Annotated in this window: 20 protein-coding genes; all 20 read left to right on the top strand. The window is 46.8% G+C overall.

Annotated features, from left to right (window positions below; all coding sequences use genetic code 11):
* The first annotated feature begins 208 nt into the window (after positions 1–208).
* The 20 genes from CRP01_RS31735 to CRP01_RS31640 all read left to right on the top strand — a co-directional run bounded on the left by CRP01_RS31735 (position 209) and on the right by CRP01_RS31640 (position 19104).
* The gene (locus CRP01_RS31735) at positions 209–943 is read left to right on the top strand and encodes a nucleotidyltransferase domain-containing protein (protein WP_099154098.1); all 735 of its coding nucleotides are present in this window, start codon (positions 209–211) and stop codon (positions 941–943) included.
* Positions 944–1020: 77 nt separating this feature from the next.
* Entirely contained in the window at positions 1021–1989 is a 969-nt protein-coding gene (locus CRP01_RS31730) for a zinc-binding alcohol dehydrogenase family protein (RefSeq protein ID WP_099154097.1), read from the top strand.
* A 75-nt stretch (positions 1990–2064) separates the two neighbouring features.
* A complete protein-coding gene (locus CRP01_RS31725) occupies positions 2065–2985 on the top strand; it encodes a phosphotransferase enzyme family protein (RefSeq protein WP_099154096.1) in 921 nt (306 codons plus the stop codon).
* 92 nt (positions 2986–3077) lie between these two features.
* The gene (locus tag CRP01_RS31720) at positions 3078–3533 is read left to right on the top strand and encodes a GNAT family N-acetyltransferase (protein ID WP_099154095.1); all 456 of its coding nucleotides are present in this window, start codon (positions 3078–3080) and stop codon (positions 3531–3533) included.
* Between the two features lie 98 nt (positions 3534–3631).
* Positions 3632–4669 carry a serine hydrolase domain-containing protein gene (locus tag CRP01_RS31715; RefSeq protein WP_099154094.1) on the top strand — a complete coding sequence of 346 codons (1038 nt, stop codon included), beginning with the start codon at positions 3632–3634 and terminating at the stop codon, positions 4667–4669.
* A gap of 146 nt (positions 4670–4815) precedes the next feature.
* Positions 4816–6234, top strand: a complete 1419-nt coding sequence (locus CRP01_RS31710; RefSeq protein ID WP_099154093.1) for a clostripain-related cysteine peptidase — start codon at positions 4816–4818, stop codon at positions 6232–6234.
* 75 nt (positions 6235–6309) lie between these two features.
* Positions 6310–6807, top strand: coding sequence for a hypothetical protein (locus CRP01_RS31705; protein WP_099154092.1), 498 nt, complete (start codon positions 6310–6312; stop codon positions 6805–6807).
* Positions 6808–6859: 52 nt separating this feature from the next.
* Positions 6860–7363, top strand: coding sequence for a hypothetical protein (locus CRP01_RS31700; RefSeq protein WP_143473613.1), 504 nt, complete (start codon positions 6860–6862; stop codon positions 7361–7363).
* Between the two features lie 229 nt (positions 7364–7592).
* Positions 7593–8513: an NAD(P)-dependent alcohol dehydrogenase gene (locus CRP01_RS31695; RefSeq protein ID WP_099154090.1), complete on the top strand. Its 921-nt coding sequence runs from the start codon at positions 7593–7595 to the stop codon at positions 8511–8513.
* Positions 8514–8916: 403 nt separating this feature from the next.
* The gene (locus tag CRP01_RS31690) at positions 8917–9480 is read left to right on the top strand and encodes a hypothetical protein (RefSeq protein WP_099154089.1); all 564 of its coding nucleotides are present in this window, start codon (positions 8917–8919) and stop codon (positions 9478–9480) included.
* A 155-nt stretch (positions 9481–9635) separates the two neighbouring features.
* Positions 9636–10010, top strand: a complete 375-nt coding sequence (locus CRP01_RS31685; protein ID WP_099154088.1) for a hypothetical protein — start codon at positions 9636–9638, stop codon at positions 10008–10010.
* Positions 10011–10251: 241 nt separating this feature from the next.
* Entirely contained in the window at positions 10252–11784 is a 1533-nt protein-coding gene (locus CRP01_RS31680; protein WP_099154087.1) for an amidohydrolase family protein, read from the top strand.
* Positions 11785–12193: 409 nt separating this feature from the next.
* Positions 12194–13309: a TlpA disulfide reductase family protein gene (locus tag CRP01_RS31675; RefSeq protein ID WP_099154086.1), complete on the top strand. Its 1116-nt coding sequence runs from the start codon at positions 12194–12196 to the stop codon at positions 13307–13309.
* 90 nt (positions 13310–13399) lie between these two features.
* Complete coding sequence (locus tag CRP01_RS31670; protein WP_099154085.1) at positions 13400–13828, top strand: DUF1801 domain-containing protein; 429 nt, start codon at positions 13400–13402, stop codon at positions 13826–13828.
* Positions 13829–14035: 207 nt separating this feature from the next.
* Positions 14036–14617: a YdeI/OmpD-associated family protein gene (locus CRP01_RS31665; protein ID WP_099154084.1), complete on the top strand. Its 582-nt coding sequence runs from the start codon at positions 14036–14038 to the stop codon at positions 14615–14617.
* 183 nt (positions 14618–14800) lie between these two features.
* Positions 14801–16336: a flavin-containing monooxygenase gene (locus CRP01_RS31660; RefSeq protein WP_099154083.1), complete on the top strand. Its 1536-nt coding sequence runs from the start codon at positions 14801–14803 to the stop codon at positions 16334–16336.
* 102 nt (positions 16337–16438) lie between these two features.
* Positions 16439–16774 carry a cyclic-phosphate processing receiver domain-containing protein gene (locus CRP01_RS31655; RefSeq protein ID WP_099154137.1) on the top strand — a complete coding sequence of 112 codons (336 nt, stop codon included), beginning with the start codon at positions 16439–16441 and terminating at the stop codon, positions 16772–16774.
* Between the two features lie 133 nt (positions 16775–16907).
* A complete protein-coding gene (locus tag CRP01_RS31650) occupies positions 16908–17579 on the top strand; it encodes a DUF3667 domain-containing protein (protein WP_170110619.1) in 672 nt (223 codons plus the stop codon).
* A 136-nt stretch (positions 17580–17715) separates the two neighbouring features.
* On the top strand, positions 17716–18081 hold the full coding sequence (locus CRP01_RS31645) for a DUF2200 domain-containing protein (protein ID WP_099154081.1): 366 nt from the start codon (positions 17716–17718) through the stop codon (positions 18079–18081).
* Between the two features lie 135 nt (positions 18082–18216).
* The gene (locus CRP01_RS31640) at positions 18217–19104 is read left to right on the top strand and encodes a hypothetical protein (RefSeq protein WP_099154080.1); all 888 of its coding nucleotides are present in this window, start codon (positions 18217–18219) and stop codon (positions 19102–19104) included.
* The last annotated feature ends 224 nt before the right edge of the window (positions 19105–19328 follow it).

Below are 19328 nucleotides of genomic sequence, written 5' to 3'. Positions count from 1 at the left end.
GGGAGCCGCCGATATCGGCTGACCACGCTGTACCGGTTAACTACCTGTTTTCTAACTACAGACCAGCAACGGGCGACCAGAAGAACACGATTCCTACATCCTCCAATTGGCGAGAGCCCGGGCTTGCTCCCTCCCCACTTTCGCCGTATATTGGAGAAAGCCTTACCAACTGCGAATAGCCAAACCTTGGCGGCCATGAAATAAAAAAATGAAGACCTTACTCGAAAAGTATATCGAAGCCAGCCAGCAATATGTTGAAAAAGAAAAACTCAACAAAGACGCTATCGGAATCGTCGTATCCGGCTCTATGAAGTATGCAACTATCGATAAAAATTCAGACATAGATATCTATGTGATCCTGGATCCAAAATGTGATTACCGGGAAAGAGGTAATTTGTGGATACATGGTATTGAAGTAGAATATTTTAAAAACCCTCCGGCACAAATTAAGCGCTACTTTGAGCAAGAAAAGAAAAGTCCCCATACCGCCCACATGCTTGCATACGGTGAAGTAGCCTACGCTGCATCAGAAATTGTTAATGAACTGGTAGCTATGGCCAAAACCATCATTGGGGAAAAGCCGCAAAAATTAAAAGATGTAGAGATCGAATTTGAAAAATACTTTATCGATGATTATTACAAGGATTTAGAAGATGCGCTCTTAAACGAAGACCCGCTGGGAGTAAAAACCATAAGAGCTAAGATCATTAACAGAAGCATTGATATATTCTGTAAAGTCAACCAGATAAGAAGAGCTAAGGATAAGCGGTTGAGTAAACAGATTGCGCATCTGGACGGAGATTTTCACCGCATCATTTTAGAAGCACTCAGTGAAGATTGGGATCAGGAACGCTCGCTGGAAAAGCTAAGGACCAAAGTGGAAAAGCTATTAGGAGGAAGAAGGACAGCGGAATGGAAATTAAGAAGTGGATTGGATCTATAAAACAGGGTAGCCACGATACCCGGGTTTACCATTCGGTCGGCCCGTCGTGTGCGTAACCTATCACCGCAAACGAAGACATGAAAGCAGCCGTCACCACAAAAGCCGGAAATCCGGAGGTAATAGAAATTCGGGAAGTCGATAAGCCCCAGGTTAAGACCGGTTGGGTTTTAATTAAAGTGAAAGCTTTCGGTCTAAACAGATCGGAGCTTTTTACGAGAAGAGGGGATTCCCCCGGAGTTGTGTTTCCCCGAATCCAGGGAATTGAGTGTGTGGGAACGGTAGAGGAAGACCCTTCGAACACTTATGCAAGCGGACAGCAGGTCGCGGCAATTATGGGAGGAATGGGGCGGTTCTTCGATGGTGGTTACGCGGAGTATGTGCTGGCACCGATCGAGATCATATTCCCTTTCGAAAGTGAACTTGCCTGGGAAATACTGGGTGCTATACCCGAAATGTTCCAAACGGTATCCGGCTCCTTGGATCAGGCTTTAGAAATTGCCGCGGGCGAGACCTTACTGATCCGGGGAGGCACCTCTTCAATCGGGATGCTGTCTTGTCAGCTGGCCAAGGCACGGGGACTGACGGTTATTGCTACCACTCGGAATACAGCTAAAAAACAAGCACTGATCGACAACGGCGCTGACCAGGTGATCATTGATGATGGAAGCATAAAAGAGCAGGTCAGGGAGATCTACCCGGAGGGCGTTAACAAAGTTCTTGAATTGATCGGCACCAGAACACTTAAAGATTCGCTGAAATGTATTGCGCCCAAAGGTATGGTCTGTATGACGGGAATATTGGGAAATGAATGGACTATGAAGGAATTCACCCCAATGGGAGACATCCCATCGTTGGGAAGATTGACCGTCTATATGGGAGAGTCAGAAAATCTTTCAAAAGAATCGCTCCAGGACTTTATCGATGATGTAGAAAAGGGGAACGTCAAGTTAAATATTGATAAAGTTTTCGAACTCAGTGAAGTCGCGGCCGCTCACCAGTATATGGAAGATAACCGGGCAAAAGGAAAGATTATCGTAAAATTATAAACCCACTCTAACAATACCCAAACACGCTCTAAAATGCAATTTAGCCAGAGCCGTTCTCTGTAGCTGAAAAAACAGATGAATGAACCAGCCGACGAAATATTAAAAGCATCCTGTGGCCAATACAACCTTGACCACAAAAAGGCAAAACTGGTCAGGAATCATCATAACTACGTGTACGAGTGCGAGGATAAATTTCTGAAAATAACCGGGGCCAATTTTAGGAGTTACGATGAGATAGCCAACCAAATTTACTTTACAGAACAGCTCAGCCGAAACGGTATAAAGGTGGTAGAAACAATTTCGACCACCTCAGGTCAAAGTTGCGTAGAAATAAAGGGCGCCGCGCGATCCTTTACGGCAATGTGCTTCCGAAAAATAACCGGGAGGAAATTCGGAAAGGAGGATCTAAACCGGGATCATTTCCGGAGAATGGGAAAATTCGTCGGAAAATTACATAGTACGGCAAATAGCATGAAGTTGGAAGCATCCTTTAGGAAATGGGATGAAATATTCATCAACGATTCAGCCGAATTTCTTCCAGAAAAAGCAAACATTAGAGCGCTATACGAACGCCTTTATGCCGAACTAAAAACCTATAGTGAAGATGGGAAGGTATTCGGAATGATCCACTATGACTTTCACAGCGGAAATTACCTGATAGATCAGCAGGGGGATATTGTATTATTCGACTTTGAGCTGTCGTGTAGATCCTGGTATGCCAATGAGATAGGAGTCATATTGTTCTGGATCAGAAGACTCGAAAAAATCGAAAAACGGGATGAACTGGAGCGGTTTTTCCTAAGTGAATTCTGGCAAGGGTACGAAAGCGAATTTGAAATGCGGCAAGATGAAAAAAGGAAAATCTATAAATTCGCCCTTTTTAGAGGGATCCAGGTATATGGCTATTTGGAGCAACAGTTCCCAGGGAACGAAAAAGTAGCAAGGCTGAAAGAAACGATTCTGGAATCGATCCATTTGCTCAGCAGGAAAATATAGGAAGGGATTTGTGCAGTAGAGTGCATAGGGGAAACCTGCATTTACACTCCCGTGGCACCCCATCCAAGCCAAATCTCAAAATTCAATATTCGATGATCGAAAAACTTCAAAACAGTCAGCTGGAAATGGCCCATCAAATACGTGCGGTATTTCAATTATCGTATGCCGTTGAAGCGGAACTGTTGGGGGCAACTGATTTTCCACCACTCAGGCGACCTCTTGAAAGTTATCTGAAAAGTGATAATCTGTTCTTTGGCTATTTCGAAAACGATGATTTAGCGGGAATCATTGAGGTTGAATCTACTGATCAGCATATAGACATCAACAGCCTGGTGGTAAGCCCCCAATTCTTTAGACGCGGAATAGCGAGAAAATTGCTGGAATTCATCTTTAACCGTTTTGACGCTCCTCTTTTTATCGTCGAGACAGGCGCCAGTAACCAGCCAGCCACTGAATTGTATAAAAAGCTTGGCTTCGAAGAAATTAAGCAGTGGGATACCGACTTTGGAATCAGAAAAGTACTATTTGAAAGGAGAGTAGATAAATAAGCAATAAAAAGCAGCAGGATGCAAGGGGGGCTAAATGCTCACCTGCTGCTATGATATAGGACATTATTACAAACTTAAAAACACCATCACACCTAAAAATGACCAAAAAAAAGTCAAAACTGATCATTAGAATATTATTGTTCCTGGGCACCATCGTCTCTTTGTATTTTGTGCCGTGGCCCATCGTAAAAGCCCGGATCATGCCACTATCCGGCACGGTGCAGGAACAGGTGGATAAAGCGGCGGATTACGGATTTGACGGCATCATTGTTTGCGTCAATCGGAAAGGCGATCAACCGGAATTTTATACTTCGGGCTATAAAGACCGAAAAAACAAAATTCCAGCCGATCCTGCTGCCTTATTTAAAATTGCCAGTGTAAGCAAATTGTACCACGCCGTAGCCACTACAAAGCTGGTCGCCGGGGGAAAGTTGTCCTTGGACCAGACACTCGCAGATTACCTGCCCGAATTGAAAGACAGGATAGCGTATGCCGATCAGATCACCCTACGTATGTTGGTTAAACACCGAAGTGGTATTCCCAACTTTACGGATACCTATATGTACTGGGCCGCTCCCAAAGAGACGGCGGAGGAAAATCTCGCTTTGGTTTTAGATCAACCGGCAAACTTTAAACCCGATGAAGGATACGAGTATTCCAATACCAATTATTTATTGCTGGACAGAATAATGGAACGGACGCTGGGATACGGAACATTCCAGTACATTCAGGAAAAGATCCTGGATCCATTGGGGCTCAGGCAAACTTTCGGCTCCATTCAGGATATCAATTTGGAGGATGTGATGAGCGGCTACTACGTGGGCTACGATGAAGATCTAAAAACCGACAATATCGCTTCTATCCTGGCTACGGCAGAAGATTTGAGTATCTTTATTCGGGCCCTAAATGACGGCTCGGTCTTTAGCGATAAAAAAGAAAAAGAGATCTATTCCTCCATCTACAGGTACGAGCACACGGGATTGATACCGGGGTACCAGACCATTGCCAGGTATCATAGCGATATAGACGTCGTGGTCATTCAATTTACCAACACCGTAAACTTTGCAGGCTATAACTGGAGCCTGTCGGAAATAATGTACGATCGGATAGTTAAAATATTGAGAAGGAAAAACTAGCCGTACTGTATAGGTGATTGGTGGCAGGGAAACTGCCCAAGAGTGAGGACGTCTGCCCGCACGAGCTGCCTGCTGGTTGGACCGAAAACTATTTCCCAATGAGCTACTGCTCCGGCCATTTACCGTGGCTGCTGATATAAAATGATATGAAGTACCGGTTGATCACCATATTATTAGCTTTAATAAGCACCTCCTGCCGTTCGCAGGAGATCAGCAACTGGACGATCATGTATTATGCGGTTGGCTCTAATTCATCAGAATCCAATTTGCTCAGCGATGTGGACGAGATGAAACGAGGCAAACAATCCAGTGACTACAATTTAGTATTACTCATCGATAGGGTTGAAGGTTTTTCCGAAGATGTTACTACCCTGGACGGAAACTTTACCGATACCCGATTGTACCAGATCGAACATAATTCCTACCGCCGATTGGACGGCAAAGCGTTCCTGCCGGAAATTGGAACGGACCGATCGTACGAAGCGAATATGGCTGATGCCTTGACCTTGAAAAAATTTGTACAGTATTGCAAGCAATATTATCCGGCCAGGCATTATCTGCTCGTATTGAGGTCACACGGAGACGGAGTAGGCATGTGTCCCGATGCGGAGGGGGGAAACCGGGATCGCCTGTATCCGGCAGAACTCACCAACCTGCTTACCAGCCATGAGGCAGTTGATATTCTGGGTCTGGATGTTTGTTCCATGGCCGGTCTGGAAAATTTATACCAGTGGCGACCGGAGAACAACTCGTTCTCTGCGGATTACGTCATCGCATCGGCCCCGCTTTCCGGAGCGTGGGCTTACGATCGGATACTGGAACGACTGACCACCAATTCCAGTGAAGCGCTCCCATTGGATCTCAACCATTTCGATGGAGGAAAAGAAAGCACCCTCAATCCCCACGAAATGACTCCCCTGGATCTTTCCAAATTAATATTTGAAGAAATATACGACAGCCAGCGGTGGTCTTCCTGGGGACTGTTTGACAATACCAAAGTGAGTGAGCTGAAATTAAAAATTGATGAAGCCGCAAGGTCCCTGGTCAAAGAAGAAAAGACCGCTATTACGAACGTCATCAAAAACACTTTAGGGTATTATCATGATGCCGCGGAAAATTTGGAAGAGGCGCAGTTGGCCTATCCGTATCTGGATGCCTACCATTTCTGGAATCAGATAAGCGACCAGGCGTCTTTCGCGACTGATACCCGAAACCAGGCAAAAGAAGTCTGCCGCCTATTGGATGATCTGGTGATCCACTCCTACTACGGTGAAGGCTATTTGCCGGAAACCGGTGATTTTGTCAATGGAATGAGCGGCGTCTATCAGTTAATCCCGGAAGGCAACCGGCGGTTCTCCCAAACGCAGCATTCCTTCTGGAGCTATTGTGACTGGTTCTCCCCCGATGACAGATCGTCTGATCAGGATGCATACGGACAGTATGACTGGTGCAGTGATGATGCAATTAAAGCAAACGATCAGGTTGATAATTTCTTCGAATTGCTGGATTATCTTTTTGATGATACCAATGACGGCACGGGGGGCGTAAATGGATACAAGTGGTAAGCTAAAATTCAGGTCGGTTTAGAGCCTATCCAAAAACGGTTTCTGGGCAGGTTCTTAATCACTAACAGAAATGGAATGAAAGGAAAGGAGCAGGTAATTCCTTCACAAACTTTAATTTTTGAGCAAAGTCCGACAATGAAAAGAATAGGATACTGCTTAGCCATTGCAGCTTCTTTAGTTGTACTTATTTTAGCGCCTGGCATGAAATTGGAGCACGTGAAAGCAGGTTCATTACCCATGCTGATGATCGCTCTCCTTCCGTTGATCTGGGTATTCATCTTCTTGCCTTACGTAGTCATCACCACGAAAAAACGACTGATCATCAAAGGAGATAGATTTGTAATCAAATCAAATAGGAAAAAGTATGCTGTCAATAAAAGTTTGAAGGATATGGTTTGGTGGAGAGAAATTTCAGCAATGGCAGGAGGATACCTGGATGTAGGAGATAAAATCCAAATTCAGTTTAGCAATCGAAAGATCATGCTCCATCAATTAGAATTTAAAAACTTCCCTGAACTGAAACAATACTTCAAAAACAATCACCGGGAGAAAGAAAAGAAAGTCAGTCGATAAGTCCAATTGTCTGGAGAACTTCTGACCAACAAGAACAAAAAAAATGCAAATTTTGGAAATATCAGATGATTCCGGCTTCATGGGGATCGCGAATTTCAGCAGGTACAGATCGTTCCTTTCCAGGAATTGGGATTTCGAGATGATCAAGAAGAGGATCGTGGAAGAGATCAATTCCCATCACCTTTTATTCTGGTCAACTGGATTAGAAAATACCTGGAAAGTAAAAATTGCCTTCGAAAACTCTGACTCCACTGCATTCAGAGAAAACAGAGGAGTAATAGAAGTTACCGACGGGGAGCTGTTCTTGACTAACTACGAGGCATTGACAATGGCCGCCCAATACCAACAGGTAAAATTACCGGAAAGTCATCACAAAGACCTGGCCATAAAACTGGAGAATGGAAAGTATATGGTCAAGTTCAGGCAATTGTTCAACCCCGACGAATATGATTTTGCCACAGAGGATATTAACTTTGAGATTGTCTTAATGAGGATCGAGAAAAATCCTGAGATCTACGTGAACAATGTAAATGAGATCTACTGGTCAGCATATTAAACAAACTTGGTGCTCGAATCAATGATATCGAAAAAGCATTGGAATCAACGGATGCTCAAATTGCTTATTCAGACAGGACACCCTTTCGGTTCCACGCAAGAATATCAATTCTAATGAGTTGCCTTAAAACAAATTAAATAAGCAGGCTGAGCCCATTTGTGTATATGATCATAGCTCCCATTCGCGAGCTACGCAACACAGGTCGCTGTCCGGCATCCTTAAATAAAACATGAAAGCAGTAATTTATACCCAATACGGTTCCCCCGATGTCTTAAAGTTGGTGGATATCGAAAAGCCTCAACCCGGGGACAATGAGATCCTGGTCAGAATATGCGCCACTACGGTGACTTCCGGTGATGTCAGGTTGCGCAGTTCAAATTTCCCGCTACTGGTCTGGCTTCCGGTCAGGCTGATGTTTGGTTTATTCAGGCCGAAGAAGAAAATACTGGGCCATGAATTTTCCGGCATTGTAGAAGCTATCGGCCAAGAGGTCACGAAATATCAGGTAGGGGATGAGATTGTTGCAACGCCTACACAGCTTAAATCCGGTTCCTATGCCGAATATATCTGTGTGCCGCAGGATAGAAAAAAAGGCGTACTGGGACTGAAACCGCAGGCGCTAAATTTCAGGGAAGCGGCGGCGTTGCCGGTGGGTGGAATGACCGCTTTATTTTTGCTCAAAAAAGCGAAATTGGGTAAAGGGCAGCAGGTGCTTGTTTACGGCGCTTCGGGTAGTGTGGGAAGCTACGCTATTCAGATTGCCAAAGCGTACGAAGCCACGGTGGTGGCGGTGTGCAGCGGATCTAATTTCGAAATGGTAAAGTCACTGGGAGCAGATCGGGTAATTGATTACCGACAGGAGGATTATTCGTTGCTCGATGATCGATTCGACATTGTTTTTGATGCGGTAGGCAAGACCTCCGGATCGAAAGCGAAGAAAGTACTGAAACCAGGAGGTAGCTTTGTTTCCGTGACCTCACTCACAAGTCCGACGCAGGAACATCTAAGCGAATTAAACGAGCTGGCGGAACAACAAAAGATCAAACCGTATATCGATCAATGTTTTCCGCTCTCCGAAATGGTGGCCGCTCATGAGTATGTGGATAATGGGCGCAAAAAAGGAAATGTGGTCATTGAAGTCGTTACTTAAAAGCAAGAACGTTCATGCAATTGACCTTAGCTGATTTTGCGTGATTGAAATGGGTCTCTCCTGCCAATCAGGAATTTAGGCACAAAATGTAGGTGGCAAAATGATTATTTCCCGGCTTAGCGTGCCGTAGGGTACGCCATATAAAACCTACGGCAGGCTGAAGCTCCCGAATGATTGGACGGGCTACCTTATATCTCGTCTCTACGGTCCTCCTGATTCGCAGGTCCCAGCTTCCGATGGAACATATGTACAATTTATTGCAGCGACTTGCCTCTAATTTTGCTGCAGTATTTTGTAACCATTGAATTCCATCATTATTATGAACAGATTTGCTGCTTTAAGAACGAAAGCTAATATTTACGCTCATTTCATCGGGCCCGTTTTATTTTTAATCGCAATAGCCATGTATGTGCTGGGAATCGGCCTGAATTCCGATGGATTTTCCAGTTATGTGGAAGGCGTCTGGGGCGTATACGCTATGATGTTTTTTGTACTGATCCATTTGACCTGTGCAAAACTTATCGGACAGGAAAAACCCTCGTTTGGGCTTTTCCTTTATCTATTCGGGCTGATGGGAGCGTGTGGCGGCGTTTTCGCTACTGCCTACCGGGTCGTTATCGGCTCTCTGGACAAAAGTGGGCTGCCGGCGGAAACGATGGCCCGATACATGACCGAACGGGAAACACACTGGGAAATGCTGGTTATGGCGCCGGCCACCCTGGCACTTCCGCTAAGTTCGATCCTGATCGGCATCGGATTGATTAGACTAAGATCAGTGCCCGTTAAGCCTTATATAGGCCCGGTGCTAATCCTTGCCGGCATTGCCTTTTTACTGGCTCAGGGTACCGAAACGGATTGGGGACTGCACTATTTTTACCCGCTTGCCGGCTTGTGTTGGGTACTGGCGTATGGTTCTTTGGGCGCGTATTATCTGGAAACCTTGAGATCCGGAAATGTCCAGCTTTAAAGTTCGGAAGAATAGGAAGTAGCTAAGGCCTGGTCGTTTTTCATCCGGTTAAGCTTCGCTCAATGCCGTTCAAAAAAATTGTCGCTAATCCATAAGTCCCATTCGCTCTGACATGAAAGGGGCTGCCTGTTGAAGAATAATTAAAAAATAGAATGATGAAAAAATTTGCCAGGTATTTACTGATTACTTGCTGCGCTGTTTTTTTTATTACCGCTATCCTGATTTTCAGACCGGTACCGATCGTATACGAAAGCAAAGCCATTGCTGAACGGAGGACTGTATCGGAAATATACAGCAACCCGGGAAATGATATTATTTTCCGGATGGAGGATACACCGCGCAGGTTTTACATCAACAGAGGATTGGAAAACGGATTGGATTTAGATGAGCTGAAGGAAAAGTTGATCGGAAATGCTATTGTTGTAAAATACCCCAAGTATTGGACCCCGCTCGATTGGAATAACAGTGTCCGGCATATCTCAAAAGTTGAATTTGACGGCGAAGTCCTGTTTAATGAATTTAAAAGGTAAAAAGTGCTGCCACCATTCATACTCGCCAGGAATTGGTTGGGTCCTGATGTGGAATACTAACTGGAAAAACGACAGTTTCCGATATTGACCTTTGCAAGCGGGTGGGGGAAGGGGTAGTACGCAAAGTGAACCTCCCGCAAACATCAGTATAAAAACAGGATGGCTGCCAGCACCTTCCGGACGTTCAGTCTTCGCCGGCTTCCGGCCGGTCGAATGGCGTAACGCTTCACCAATTTTTCAAATGAAAAAGAAAATATTAAAATTTTCAAAATACTTCGCGATAAGCCTTCTGGTGGTGCTATTCCTTTTCTTTGGCCTGGTCTTTGTTCCGGTACCAAAGATTGATTTTCCGGACAAAAGCTATACACGCCTGCTCATAAAGAATATCGATATTGTTGACGTAAAGAACGATCGGATACTGGAAAATAAATTCGTTCTGATTGCCGGAAACAAAATAATCCGGATAGCTGACCGTCTCATTTCTGCTGATGATGCGGAAACAAGAACGATTGATGGCCGCAAACAATTCCTAATCCCAGCGCTCTGGGATATGCACGTTCACTTGCATAAACAATACCCATACATTGCTGGTGCTGAATTTGTGGTCAATGGGGTAATGCATGTGCGCGACATGAGAGGTGCTTATAATGATCGGGATCCCTTTGCTTCTACCCCGGAAAGGATCATGAAGTGGAACAAAGAAGTGGAAGGCTTGGACTTATTAGGGCCAAAAATTCATAACCTAACGAGTTTAGCGGTTGAAGGTCCACATCCCATGTTTGATCGTTCACCGGACTTTTTCAACTGTTCAAATGAAGAGGAAGCTAAGTTGTTGGTCCAGTATTTTAAAGATCAAGGCGTTGACCTGATAAAAATTTACAACAACATTCCACGAAATGCATTTTTTGAACTTCTGAAGCAAGCTCAACTCGCTGAAATAGATGTAGCCGGACACAAACCGGTGCGTATCAGCACGGCTGAAGCCTCCAACGCGGGCATGAAAAGTCTGGAACATGCCCGTTTCCTGATCTGGGATAGCTATGAAGGGGCGGAAGCACTGCGTAAGGACAACGATCCAAAGTCGCGTGACAACACTGATCTGAGGGAGCAGATGCTCCTTGGGCACGACACGCTTCTGCTGGATAAAAATTTAGAGACCTTAAAGAACAACGGCACCTGGTACTGCCCTACCCACCTGACCCGAAAGGCGGATGCGTATGCCGATGATAACATCTTCCGGGCCAGATACGATAAGATCAACCCCATCCTGAGATTACTATCTTTTGAAGATCTGGATGCGACCATTCAGGAGGATACCACTGTAAGGGGGCGAAAAACTTACAAGGATTTCTATTTCAAAAGTCTGGAGATCACCAAAAGGGCAAATGAAAAAGGAGTCGGGATCTTAGCGGGATCCGATGTACCCGAATTGCCAGGTACGTCTTTATTGGATGAACTGGAGGAACTTTCGAAAGCCGGCCTCTCGAACTATGATGTGTTAAAAACAACTACCCTCAATTCTGCCCGATATTACAACCTGGAAAACCAGTATGGTGCAATAGAAGCGGGTAAGACGGCAGATTTGATTATTCTTCCGCAAAATCCGATCGCTGAAATCTCAGCCGTAAGAAATGTAAGCGGCCTTATTTACCAGGGGATCTATTTAGACAAGAACGAAATCAAAAAAATCAAGGAAAAGATTTATTCCAGAAATAGGAGTCTGGTCCTGTCCGCAAAATTGATTTGGGATATGGTCGTGTACTCGACTTTGTAAAAACCGAAACGGATGAACGGCAACAAGGCGCTGAATGCACGCAATTGAGCCAATTGATCATGGAAAAGATCCGGGAACAAACCCCGGCTACCTAAAGAGAGCAAAAAGCATTTGAGTTAAAATTAGACGAACAGATACCGGTAATTCTCAATATCGCGTATTCAAAAGAAAAGAATCTGAATTTCCCCGCAAATTGGAAAATGTGATATATCACCGGATCGGAACTGAATCGGAAGATCGGTTGGGCAAACCAGTTGAAAGGAAGTTCAGAACCAATTCAATCAGGGTATATACTGACCGAAGTGGTTTTGCCCTACGATGGGTCAAAAATACTCAGGATCAAAATCACCTGGCGTCGTAAATATTCCTCACATCCGAAACCATAGTTCCTCATTAAAGCTAAACTTCAATGAATAGAGTTTTGATTTTAGTGCTCTTTGCGTTTTCAATTATTTCCTGCCAAACCAAAAAAACGCAGCAATCTGATTTTACCGTTTCCATGAACCTGAATGGGTTCCAAGACAGTACCGAATTTAAATTATTCCATCTCGATAAAGGGATCGTTTTAGATTCCGCCTATATCCAAAATGGGCAATTAGCTTTTAGCGGGACGGCCGAAGCACCTTTTACCGCCCGCATTCATACCGTAGATAATAAGTATCTGGTACTCTGGATTGAGAATGAAAACATCACAGTTTACGGTGATTACGAGAATTTCAACTATTCGAAAATTGAGGGATCCCAGTTAAATGAGGTGATGACCAAATACCGGGATAAACAGAGAAGCCTGCAGATCCAAAGGGACAGTCTGATGCAGCATATGGTGCAGTTAATGTCTACTCCATCGGATGAGGCCAAGGCAGCATTCGAAAAAGCCCGTGAGGAAGTAACCCGGATCGATGATTCGGTTTTCAAGATCCGGGTGGACGGAATCAGGTCCGAAGCCCCCTCCCTGTATACCATACAGGAACTCTTCTTTTTACGAAATGATTTTAGCAAGGACACCCTGAAATCGCTGTTCAACAAGTTTCCCGCAGCTCTGCAGGACACCAAATACGGTAAAGTAGTGCATACCTACCTGAACAACCAGCCCATTGAGATCGGTGATCCCTATGTCGATATCGAAGGAAAGGACCGTTCCGGAGAAATGGTGAAATTATCGGATCTGGCGGGTAAATATGTCCTGCTGGATTTTTGGGCTTCCTGGTGTGTGCCCTGTAGAAAGGAAAACCCGAATCTGGTCAGAACCTATGAGCAGTTTAAGGATAAAAACTTCGAAATCTTTAGCTTCTCTATCGATACCAATCCGAATGCCTGGGAAAAGGCGGTTGATAAAGATTCGTTGGTATGGACAAATGTCATTGATGAAGATGGCAGTTACAGCAATATGTCGGCTTTGTATGGTGTAAGGGCCATTCCGGCTTCTTTCCTGATTGATCCCGAGGGGAAAATAATCGCGAAACATCTAAGAGGAGAAGCCCTGGCGCGTAAGTTAATGGAGGAAATTGGGGGTGAGGGGTTTTAGCATTGGCGGTAGGTGATGGCCTGCACTTTGCTACTTATCATAATGGGCCATAAAAATGAAGTGAATTAATCATTAAATGGGTACTGCCACATGAAAGCAGAAGAACAGATCAAAGCATATATTGATAGCCAGCGCGAACCGAAACGTACGGAAATGCAAAACCTGCACCAGCGCATGCTTCAGATCTTACCCGGAGGAAAATTATGGTTCCTGGACGGAAAAGATGATACCGGTAAAGTGGTGACCAATCCGAATATCGGATACGGAACGTTTGATATTTACTATAAAGATGGTTCCAATAAGGAGTTTTATCAGATCGGCTTAAGCGGCAATACAACGGGCATTTCGGTCTACATCATGGGGCTAAAAGACAAAAAAAACCTGCCCAATAACTTCGGAACCACCATTGGGAAAGCAAGTGTAACGGGCTACTGCATTAAGTTCAAAACACTGGAAGACATTAATCTGGAGGTACTGGAAGCGGCTATCCGCTATGGCATTGAGCAGACGAGCAGCTAGGAGAGGTGGAAGTCGGTTACCCTACTGGCGCCAGCCCGGGAATAATATGCAAAAACCGACCCGGGAATTGGCCCTCACCAAACCACCCCGCCGGAATTTTTTCCCAACTACCACTCATTTCTTCGGAACCTCTGACATAGGGCTGTCACCGCCATCTTGTAAATTTGCTGCAGATTGACGTGAATTAGAAATACAATCGTAAAGTAAATGCAGGCAAACGAAGAAAACACCTATTATCCACCAACCCTCGCCGACTGGCGAGCGTGGTTAGCGCAAAACCACCGCTCGGAACAGTCGGTCTGGCTGATCCTCTATAAAAAGAAGTCCGAAAGAGAAAGCATTCTCTGGAGTGATGCCGTTGATGTAGCGCTTTGTTTTGGCTGGATCGACAGCAAGCGGCAGACCATTGATGAGTTCAGCTACCGCCAGTTCTACTGCAGAAGGAAACCCAAAAGTCCGTGGTCGAAGATCAACAAAGAAAAAGTGCAAAAACTTATTGACAGCGGCGAAATGAGGCCGGCCGGTTACGAAGCCGTTGAAATTGCCAAAGCAAACGGTTCTTGGACGATGCTGGATGAAGCGGAAGCGCTCATCGTTCCCGAGGATCTGGAGACCGCCTTCCAAAAACATCCCGGCGCAAAAGACTACTATCTAAGTCTGAGTCCATCGAACCGAAAATCCCTGCTTCATTGGATCGCCCTCGCCAGACGACCGGAAACCCGGCAAAAACGGATCGACGAGATTTCCGAACATGCCGGTAGGGGAGAGCGGCCGAAACATTTCCGATAAAAGCTGAAACGGATGGCAGCTGGCCAGAAAACAAGAGTGGTTCGGGGCTGGCCCGGATCGTTTTACCGGTAATTCAGTATCTTGTTTTTTGAAAAGCAGGTGCGTTTAATCCGCTCCCGTTCTTACGCTAACCTTAAGCCGGAAAAGAGCCCATCTTCAACGGCTACCTAAAGCAATGGTTTTATGAATACTGCGACCGACCAGGCAGCACCGACCGCTGCGATCATCGGCGCCGGACCGGCCGGGCTGGTGGCGGCCCGCTGGCTGCGGGAAGTAGGCTTCCGTATTACGCTCATCGAAGAGGACATCGAAGTCGGAGGGCAATGGCGGGTCGGTGGCCCGCAAAGCAGCGTCTGGCCGGGGATGCGGACCAATACCAGTCGGGTCATGACTGCGTTCTCCGATCTGCCGCACCCGCCCGGTACTCCCGTTTATCCGACAGCCGAACAGATGGGAGCCTATCTACGCCGCTACGCGGAACAATCGGGCATACTGACGGACGCCCGCTTCCGCAACCGGGTCGATGAAGTGGATCCGGACCCCGCCGGGAGCGGTTGGCGAGTGCGCGCCACTACCGTAGAAGGCCGTAGCTGGGAAGAACGCTTTGATCATGTGGTGGCCGCTACCGGCCGTTACCGCGTACCGACGATACCCCCGCTGGCGGGCCTGTCCGGCTTCAATGGCATCGGTGGGGTGATCCATGCCGCCGCCTACCGCGGCGCTGAGGCCTACCGTGGGCAGCGCGTATTGGTTGCCGGGCACAGCATCAGCGCGCTGGAGATCGCCAGTGAACTGGCACTGCGGGGAGCAGCTCGCGTGGTAGTCGCGGCGCGCCGGCATCGCTACGTACTCCAGAAGATCCTGGCCGGTGTGCCCATCGAACACCGCGTTTACACCCGCTACGCCGCCCTGGCTTCCGCACGGCGATCACCGGCCGAGAGTGCTGCGGCTCTGAAGTCGCTCATTCTGCGTACCAGCGGTCACCCGGCCCAGTTTGGCGCGCCCTGCGCGTCGGAAGATCCGTACGAGGCGGGATTCACCCAAAATCAGTTCTATCTGGCGCTGGTCGCCGAGGACCGCATCACGCCGCGCCCCTGGATGGCCGGGGTAACGGACCAAACGGTGCGGTTTACGGATGGCAGCACGGAAGATATAGATACCATCATTTTCGCGACCGGCTACGAACTTTCGCTTCCTTATCTGGGGTCCCGGGCGCGGGCGGCACTCGCCCCGGATGTAGATCAGGCGGACCTCTACCATCATACTTTTCATCCCGATCTGCCGGGTTTTGCCCTGGTGGGCGTTTATCATCAGTCGGGACCTTACTTCCCAACGCTCGAATTGCAGGCGCGTTGGGTGGCCTACACCTGGGGTGGCCGTCGGCCGTTGCCAGAGTCGACCGAGATGGCGGCCCACATCGCCGCACTGCGTCCCCGTAACGGACCACCACCGATGCTGCGCATGCATACCTGGGCGCGACTGCTGGCCGACCGGGCGGGTGTGGAGCCGGTGCCGGCGCACTGGCCGGAGCTGACGCGGGCACTGCACTTTGGCCCCCAGTCGCCGGCTTCCTTCCGGCTGGACGGACCGGATGCCCTGTCGGATGCGGCGCAGCGGGTACTGGAAGATGCGGCTGCCTTTGGGGCCATCCCGGACGGTACCCTTACCGTCGCCGAGCGGGCGCAGCTCGACGCTCTGACCGCAAGGGGAGATCATTGACTCTCAAATCGACGGCCCGGTACGTTGGAAGGGAGTAACTATTTTTACCAAACCGCTGTGATCACATCCGTATGGGAGATTAACAGCTATACTAATGTGAAATTGAAAAAGCTCTTTCTGGATGACTTAAGAACCATTGACATGGTTTACGATAGATCTTTAGTACCTGAATTCGAAACTGTCAGGACTTATGAGGATTTTGTTGCGTATATAGAAAAAAACGGCCTGCCCGACTTCATTAGCTTCGACAACGATCTGGGATTAGATAAAAACGGACAGCTTGCACCGGACGGCTACGCCGCAGCCAAGTGGCTGGTTTATAAATCAGGACTCGATCTGACAAATTTGAAATTCCAGGTTCATTCCGCTAATCCCGTGGCGGCGGAACAAATTCGTGGCCTTCTGACCAACTACATCAAGTACCTTAAAGAAAATTAAAGAATAGGATAGAAGCTTTGCCACCGGCTAGCTTCCTCCAAACCCTTGCTTTAACAGTTAAAAAATGAATTGCAGAAATTGTGGATATCCGCTTGCTGGAAACTTCTGTAGTAATTGCGGGCAAAGTGCAAAAGTGAACAGGATCAATCTCACTACGGTGCTCCATGAACTTTCGGAGGGTGTCTTCCAGGTCAACCGGGGATTCTTTTATACCCTGAAAGCATTATTTACCAGACCGGGCAAAAGCCTGCAGGAATACCTGAATGGAAAACGCAAGGACCACTTCAAACCCGTCGCTTACGTGCTAACCTGGTCCACCTTATATTTCCTGATCGCGCAGCTAAGCGGTCAAAATACCTGGATAGACGATTTAATTACGGGTTGGATGAACGGGGCTGCCGGACTGGACTCCGCATCGGCTGTTCCCAAAATAGCGACCTGGTTCGCCAAGAATTATGCGTATACGTCTTTACTGCTGCTCCCCTTGTTTTCCTTAGCGTCCTACCTGTCCTTTTCGAAATTCGGCAAGAACTTTCTGGAACATCTGGTCGTCAACACCTACCTGACGGGGCAGCAGGCCATCATTTACGCGCTATTTGCCATCGGGAGGGCCGTAACCGGCTGGGAAATTTTGGAGCCTTTTTCCTTATTGACGGCCATTGGCTATACGTTCTGGGTGTTTTGGCAGTTCTTTTCGGAAGGCAATCGAATAATGAACATCCTGCGGACCTTGTTGACGTATGTTTGGTATCTAATATTTTGTGTGGGCTTATCACTGCTGCTGGTGTTGATCGATAAATTGTAGATCGATTGCTGCTCAATTCGGAATTTTGCGACTGTCCTTATTACCCAATTAGGCAAGGGTCGATCAAAGCCATTAATTGATTATCTTTCCCGTCCCGTATCAATTACAAAATGTAACCACAAATTCGCATTGACCTATGAAAACTACACAGGCACACAACGATCGCATCGCCAAAATGACCTTTTCCTCGGTCTTTCCCCATTATGTAACCAAGGTGGAAAAGAAAGGCAGAACGGTAGAGGAACTGTACGAGGTAATCGAATGGCTGACCGGCTTTACGGAAGCGGACCTGCAGGAATTGATCAATGAAAAAGCCACCTTTGCCCAATTTTTTGACCGGGCTACCATCAACCCCAATGCCCATCTCATCACCGGGGTAATCTGCGGATACCGGATCGAGGAAATTGAAAATCAACTGACTAAAGAAGTCAGATACCTGGACAAACTGGTGGATGAATTGGCCAGAGGGCGCAAGATGGAGAAAATTCTGCGTTCGGAATAGGTTGTAGAACATGGCCTGAATTTATTCCAGCGTACTTACTTATTGATGTTAAAACTGCTGGGGTCTTGCCCCATTTGGCCTCCGTGGACTGGCGGCGGAGCATGAACAGCATACCTATCCCAAAAACTGAGAAAAATGAGAAAATTACTGCTCAATCTGGTGATTGCCCTCCTGCTCATCGTGCAGCATGCTTCGGGGCAGTCTACGGAAAAACAGCTATTCGGCACGAAAGGGATCGACCACGAAGCAATCGCGATCGAGTTTATGAACCACATAAGGCAAGAGGATTATGCGAAGGGTTACAATTTTCTAAGTGAGGCCTATAAGAGTGAGTTCAATCTCGAGGATTTTACCTTCAAAATGAAAATGTTGAACGACCTGGCGGGAGCGGAGGATTTCCATCACTACCACACCACCTTTATTGGTAAAACGGCGAAGGAGGGACTGGCCCTGATCAATGGAAAAACGGTCACGGAAAATATCATGCCGGAATACGACTTTACGGTCGGATCGGAAGCTGAAAAAAGTTTCAAATCCGTACAGATCTTCATCCGCTTCGATAATGAAAACTCGGATAAGCTCAGGGTGATCAACTTCTCCAAACACCAATTGCTGGATGAAAAGATCGGTATGAGTTCCGTAAGCTCCAATCCGTTTATAGTGGGGAGTTATATTTTGTTAGCCGATCACGAAAATGAGATCTATCTCGACATCAGAGGGGGCGATCTTCGGAATAAGTTCAAAACAATAAATGGTATTGCGAAGGATGAGATCCTCATTAAAACGTCATTGGATAAAATAGAGAACCTTTTATCCAGTCACGATCTGACCGGTTATTCGCTGATCTACGTAGTAGAAAAAAGGGCCGAATCAAATGAAGACGCGATCAGGGACCTGGCGGGCAAAAACGGGTTTTCCATTTTTAATCATCGGAATAAAGAATTCAAGAGCAAATATGTAGCGAGCTCAGCCACGTTTATGCGGAAATATAAGGAGGGGAACTGGAATCCGCTGGGGGAGTAAAAGAAGATGCACCGAATAAACTGCTGGTCTCAGCACCGCTTAGGTTGGGGCCGATCGACCAGCCAAATAACCCTGATGAAACCATTTTACAATAATCCCGATCACACCTGTCGCGTTCAGCCTGCAAGATGGTCATCTTCAGTCCGATAGCGAGATGGGGATACTCAACGCAAGTGGTTCAGGAAAAACCAGGTATACATATTACCAGCCTCAAAAATAGAACC

This window comes from Flavilitoribacter nigricans DSM 23189 = NBRC 102662, from assembly GCF_002646595.1.
Taxonomy (GTDB): domain Bacteria; phylum Bacteroidota; class Bacteroidia; order Chitinophagales; family Saprospiraceae; genus Flavilitoribacter; species Flavilitoribacter nigricans.
Note: the sequence above shows the minus strand (reverse complement) of the source record. Positions and strands in the feature narration are given on the sequence as shown.